Source organism: Clostridium tarantellae, assembly GCF_009295725.1.
In the GTDB taxonomy this organism is placed as follows: domain Bacteria; phylum Bacillota; class Clostridia; order Clostridiales; family Clostridiaceae; genus Sarcina; species Sarcina tarantellae.
Genome location: NZ_WHJC01000241.1, coordinates 1 through 5,159 on the forward strand (window position 1 = coordinate 1; position 5,159 = coordinate 5,159).

4 protein-coding genes, 3 tRNA genes and 3 rRNA genes are annotated in these 5,159 nt (G+C 26.4%); 7 read left to right on the forward strand and 3 right to left on the reverse strand.

What is annotated here, in order from left to right; all coding sequences use genetic code 11:
* The 6 genes from GBZ86_RS12385 to GBZ86_RS12410 form a co-directional block, all read left to right on the forward strand.
* Positions 1-187 (forward strand): 23S ribosomal RNA (locus GBZ86_RS12385); the annotation flags it as partial.
* A 60-nt stretch (positions 188-247) separates the two neighbouring features.
* Positions 248-365: ribosomal RNA gene (rrf, locus tag GBZ86_RS12390) — 5S ribosomal RNA — on the forward strand.
* A gap of 9 nt (positions 366-374) precedes the next feature.
* A tRNA-Asn gene (locus GBZ86_RS12395) sits at positions 375-449 on the forward strand.
* A gap of 3 nt (positions 450-452) precedes the next feature.
* Positions 453-570: ribosomal RNA gene (gene rrf / locus GBZ86_RS12400) — 5S ribosomal RNA — on the forward strand.
* 182 nt (positions 571-752) lie between these two features.
* A tRNA-Phe gene (locus GBZ86_RS12405) sits at positions 753-828 on the forward strand.
* A 6-nt stretch (positions 829-834) separates the two neighbouring features.
* Positions 835-909 (forward strand) — tRNA-Cys (locus GBZ86_RS12410).
* 152 nt (positions 910-1,061) lie between these two features.
* On the opposite strand, the gene GBZ86_RS12415 is transcribed toward GBZ86_RS12410, so the two are convergent.
* Together GBZ86_RS12415 and GBZ86_RS12420 are read right to left on the reverse strand one after the other, a co-directional pair.
* A complete protein-coding gene (locus tag GBZ86_RS12415) occupies positions 1,062-1,964 on the reverse strand; it encodes a S66 peptidase family protein (RefSeq protein WP_152891113.1) in 903 nt (300 codons plus the stop codon).
* A gap of 86 nt (positions 1,965-2,050) precedes the next feature.
* The gene (locus tag GBZ86_RS12420; RefSeq protein WP_152891114.1) at positions 2,051-2,995 is read right to left on the reverse strand and encodes a magnesium transporter CorA family protein; all 945 of its coding nucleotides are present in this window, start codon (positions 2,993-2,995) and stop codon (positions 2,051-2,053) included.
* A 408-nt stretch (positions 2,996-3,403) separates the two neighbouring features.
* Between GBZ86_RS12420 and GBZ86_RS12425 the strand changes: the two genes are divergently transcribed.
* Complete coding sequence (locus GBZ86_RS12425; RefSeq protein ID WP_152891116.1) at positions 3,404-3,892, forward strand: hypothetical protein; 489 nt, start codon at positions 3,404-3,406, stop codon at positions 3,890-3,892.
* A gap of 52 nt (positions 3,893-3,944) precedes the next feature.
* Here GBZ86_RS12425 and GBZ86_RS12430 read toward each other — a convergent pair whose 3' ends face one another.
* Entirely contained in the window at positions 3,945-5,111 is a 1,167-nt protein-coding gene (locus GBZ86_RS12430; RefSeq protein ID WP_152891118.1) for a zinc-binding metallopeptidase family protein, read from the reverse strand.
* Positions 5,112-5,159 lie beyond the last annotated feature (48 nt).

The window sequence follows — 5,159 nt, forward strand, 5'->3', positions numbered from 1 at the left end:
AGCTGGGTAGCTAAGTCGGGAAGGGATAAACGCTGAAAGCATCTAAGCGTGAAGCCTACCTCAAGATGAGATTTCCCATAGCATAAGCTAGTAAGACCCCTTGAAGAACACAAGGTTGATAGGTCAGGGGTGTAAGCATGGTAACATGTTCAGCTGACTGATACTAATAGGTCGAGGGCTTGACCAAATAAAAGTAAACTTAATACTTAGTGCAATTTTGAAAGAATAAATCTTTCAAAAAAGAAAATTTGGTGATGATGCTTTTAAGGGTAACACCCGTTTCCATTCCGAACACGAAGGTTAAGCCTTTTAAGGCCGATGGTACTGCATGGGAGACTGTGTGGGAGAGTAGGTGGTTGCCAAATTTATTATATTCCTCGGTAGCTCAATGGTGGAGCACTCGGCTGTTAACCGATAGGTTGGAGGTTCGAGCCCTCTCCGAGGAGCCATAATCTGGTGGTGATGCGTTTAAGGGTAACACCCGTTTCCATTCCGAACACGAAGGTTAAGCCTTAAGCGGTTGATGGTACTGCACGGGAGACTGTGTGGGAGAGTAGATGGTTGCCAGGTATTTTAAAGCTTGAAATTTAATTTCAAGCTTTTTTATTTAGTATATTGTTTTAATAGTTAGAAAAATTGAGTAATAGTCTATAATTTATTTAATAAATTTAAAAAAAATATAAAAAAGTGTTGACTTTATAAATATATTAATGTATAATATATTCTTGTCAGAGGGAATATCTGATGATTAAGGCTCGATAGCTCAGTCGGTAGAGCAGAGGACTGAAAATCCTCGTGTCGCTGGTTCGATTCCTGCTCGAGCCACCAGTTTATGGCGCTATGGCCAAGTGGTAAGGCACAGGTCTGCAAAACCTTTATTCCCCGGTTCAAATCCGGGTGGCGCCTCCATAAAAATCCTCAGTTTTAGCTGAGGTTTTTGTTTTGTAACAAATTACATATCCTAACACCAAATTTACTTTAAGTAAAAAAGCATGCTGTCGCTAATTTACTTAATAAAAATGAGATATATGAAAATATATCTCATTTTTATTTTATAAAGATTAATTTATATTTACTACATCATTACAAAATTTAATTTTACCTTTAAAAAAATCTAAGTATATTTCAGCACCAATAGGAAGAGTAATATTAGGATAGTCATGACCGGCTGGAAAATTCATTAATATAGGTTTTTTTAGAGGCTTTAAGAGGCTTAATATAACTTCATTATTATTGTTAGGAGTAAAGTGTCCAATTATAAAAGCTTTACAGTTTTTTAATTTATTAGATAATAAAAGTTGAGTAAGCATTCTATCAATTGAGTAGTCTTTTTCATTTACATCTTCTAAAAATAAAATTTTATTTTTAGTGTTAATTTCATATGGAGTACCTAAAGAGCTACAAATAATAGATAAATTTCCACCACATAATTTTCCTTTTACTTGAGCTTCATTAAAAATTTTTATATTGGGTAAGGAAATTAAATCAATAGAGAAGTCTTTTAATCCATTCATCAAAATGTTAAGAAAATAAGTTTTAGTTAATTTATTTTCAAAATTAGAATTTATCATTGGAGAATGAAAAGTTATTAAATCTGTATATATATTTAGGCAATTTAATATAAGGGTTATATCACTATAACCACAAAAAATTTTAGGGTTATGTTTTATTATATCCCATTTAATATAATTTAGCATTCTAATAGAACCATAACCACCACGATAACAAATAATAGCTTTTACCTTAGGATCTAAAAACATATTCATAAAATCTTCAGCTCTTTCTTTATCAGGTGCAGCAAGATAATTATTTGAATTATATCTTAAAAATTTCCCTTCTTTAATTTTAAATCCTAAATTTTTAATTCTATTTAAATTAATATCTATAAAATTTTGATCTTTTTCACCACTAGCAGGACATATAACCCCTATAGTATCGCCAAAATTTAATTTATTAGCAATCATTAAAAAGTTCCTCCTATATAATATTTAAGAGAGCTTAAGCTCTCTTAAATATATGATATGTATTTATAAAAAAAATGAAACTTAATTTAAAACATATCTTTTTTATATAATAAATAAGCGGCTATTGCACATATAACAGCAGAGAATCCCATTATTATATAAAATGCATTAGGATTATTCTGAAAAGGTAAGCCTACTATATTCATGCCATATATTCCTGATATTACAGTTAGTATAGACATAAGTATAGTAACAGAAGCTAAGACTTTCATAACAATATTTAAATTATTTGATATTACTGATGCAAAAAAATCCATTGTGCTTGAAAGTATATTACTATATATTTCAGTCATTTCTATTGCTTGTTTATTTTCTATAATTACATTTTCTAAAACATCTTTATCTTCTTCATATTTTTGCATTATTTCTAATTTTAGCATTTTTTCTAAAGTTATTTCATTTGATTTTAAAGACGTAGAAAAATAAACTAAAGATTTTTCTAAAGAGTGTAATTGAACAAGCTCTTTATTTTTCATAGACTTATGAAGTCTTTTTTCAATCATAAGACTTTTTTTATCAATTTGTCTTAAATATAGTAAATAATAAGTAGAAATTCTATTAAGTATTTGTAATATAAATCTTGATTTCTTGAATGAGTAAAATGATTTAACTTTATTTGAAGCAAAATCTGATAAAATTTTACTGTTTTTTAGACAAACAGTAATTAATTCTTTTTCAGTATGAATTATCCCTAAAGGATATGTGTCATAAGTCAAAGAATTATCCTCCATTTCTGTAAAAGGAATATCTACAATTACAAGAATAAAATTTCTATCGATCTCTATACGAGATGTTTCTTCGTCATCAAGTGGTGCTCTTAAAAAGTCTAAGGGTACTCCTGTTTTTTTTGAAATAAGTATAAGTTCTTCTTGAGAAGGTGCAACAATATTAATCCAAGAGCCTGAATCAATAGTATCTACTTTTTTTAAAGTTCCTTCTTTCTCATTTGAAGATTTATATATTTGAATCATTTTTACACCTCCAGCCAAATAAATTATACTATCTTAAATCTACTAGGTAAACTTAATTTTAGTTTATGAGTATTAGAAAAAATTATTAAATGTAGCTAAGTTTTATTTCAACAAATTTAATAAAAAAATGCTAAAATATTTAAAGAAAATATATTAATATGGAATGTTTATAGTATTTAATATAATAAAAAAGCATTATTATTAAATGTAAAGGTATAATTATATAAAGTTATATGAAATATCAAGAAAATCAAAGTTTTTTTATAATAAAATAACTTAAAAACATCTAATAAAGATTTAAGAATAAAATTGGTAAAAATTTAGATTTAATTAGAATAGCATTAAAATATAAAAGTTAGTATAATCACTATGTTATAAAATTTTAAATTAATTCGGGGGAATTAAAAAATGGGCATTATGCATAGGGAAGTTATTAATAGAAGGAAAGATACAACTATTATAGGTAGTATAGTATTTTTAAGCCTTATGATTGGATTAGCTAAATTAATAGGAAATTTTAAAATAAATCATTTTAAATTAGAATCTATAACAGATCCCATTATGATAGTACTTACTATTTTAATATTATATTTAGAAATAAAAAAATGCAAAGTTAGCTATAAATATTCTGTTATAGCTAATCAACTTATAATACACAAAATTAAAGTGAATGAACAGCAAACTTTAGAAAATATTAAACTTAACAATATAATTTCATTAAAGAAAGAAAAAAATAGTTTTTTAAGACATTTTCGTAATATAACTAGTAAAAAATATATATGCAGTTTAGTTCCAAAAGCTGTTTATTGCTGTGTATATAAAAAAGATAATGATTATAAAAGATTTTATTTTCAACCAAGTGGAAAATTAGTAGAAAAATTAGAAAAAGTTTTATAGAAAATAATGAAGAGTATAATTATTGAATGATTTTCAATAATTATACTCTTTTTTAATATAAACTTTTTTTAGATTTATAAAAAGCTCCTTTAACTTCTGATAAAAGAGTTTCACTTTCAATTAAATCTATAGCAGTAGATATTAATGCATAAGAAGCTTTAATACTTTGTTCTTGTGCATATGTTGAAAGTGTTGCTAATGCAAAATCTTTAGTTCCATATTTTATAAACCCCTTTTCTACTATATCTATATAAGGGTGTATACAAGGAACTATTTGACTTACTGCTCCTAAGCTTAAACCTGCATTAATATCTCTAGAAGGACAAATATCAATTATTCCATTTTCTTTTAAATTATTACTAAATAATCTATTCAATATTTTATTAGATAACAATTGTTCACTTGGTGGTTCATAAAGTTCAGTATGATAATTTAATGACATAAGTTTACTAACGTAAAAGGATACTTCTTTAATTTTTTCTTCAGCTATTTTAGCTTTTTCCATATTATTAGCTCTTATATAGAATTTAGATTCTGAATCAATTGGCATAAGTAGAGGAGTTACTCCACCTTCAGATAAAATAGAGTTTATACTTACTTCAGGATAAAATCCCTTTAATAAAGAATTTAGTATATTAAAACTTAATAAAGCTCCATCTAATGATGTATAGTTGTTAGAATTTAAAAAACTAAATCCATCTGATCCACTAAATTTAACTCTTAAAGGAATTATAGCTTTTGAAGTTCCACTTTCACAAGTTACCAAATCAGGATGTGCTACTAAAACTGCATCTATATCATCGAATACTCCTTGTCTAACCATAGTTGCTTTGCTACCACCTAAATATTCTCCAGGACAGCCTATTATACATACAGTGCCTCCAAGTTTATCAATTATATGACCTAGTCCTAAAACGCTAGTTACAGCAATAGTAGTTAATAAATTATGGCCTGTAAGATGACCTTCATCTTTTATAGCATCATATTCACAAGTAAAACATATTTTAGGGAATCCATTTCCTTTTTCAGCATAAAAAGATGTTTCTAAATTCAAAAAATTTTTTTTAACTTTAAATCCTTTGTCTTGTAAAAAATTTGATATGTATTTACAAGATTTAAATTCTTTATAACTTTCTTCAGGATTTTCATATAAAAATTTACATAAATTATATAAGTTTTCTTTTTCAGTAGATAAATAAGATAAAATTTCTTGTCTCATTAAAATAACCTCCTGAAATATTTATATAAATTTAGTGTGCTCTAGTTT

What these genes read in the sequence shown, in the direction of transcription:
- GBZ86_RS12425 (WP_152891116.1), top strand. Translation starts at nt 3,404, where the DNA reads ATGGGCATTATGCATAGGGAAGTTATTAATAGAAGGAAAGATACAACT.
- GBZ86_RS12415 (WP_152891113.1), bottom strand. Translation starts at nt 1,964, where the DNA reads ATGATTGCTAATAAATTAAATTTTGGCGATACTATAGGGGTTATATGT.
- GBZ86_RS12430 (WP_152891118.1), bottom strand. Translation starts at nt 5,111, where the DNA reads ATGAGACAAGAAATTTTATCTTATTTATCTACTGAAAAAGAAAACTTA.
- GBZ86_RS12420 (WP_152891114.1), bottom strand. Translation starts at nt 2,995, where the DNA reads ATGATTCAAATATATAAATCTTCAAATGAGAAAGAAGGAACTTTAAAA.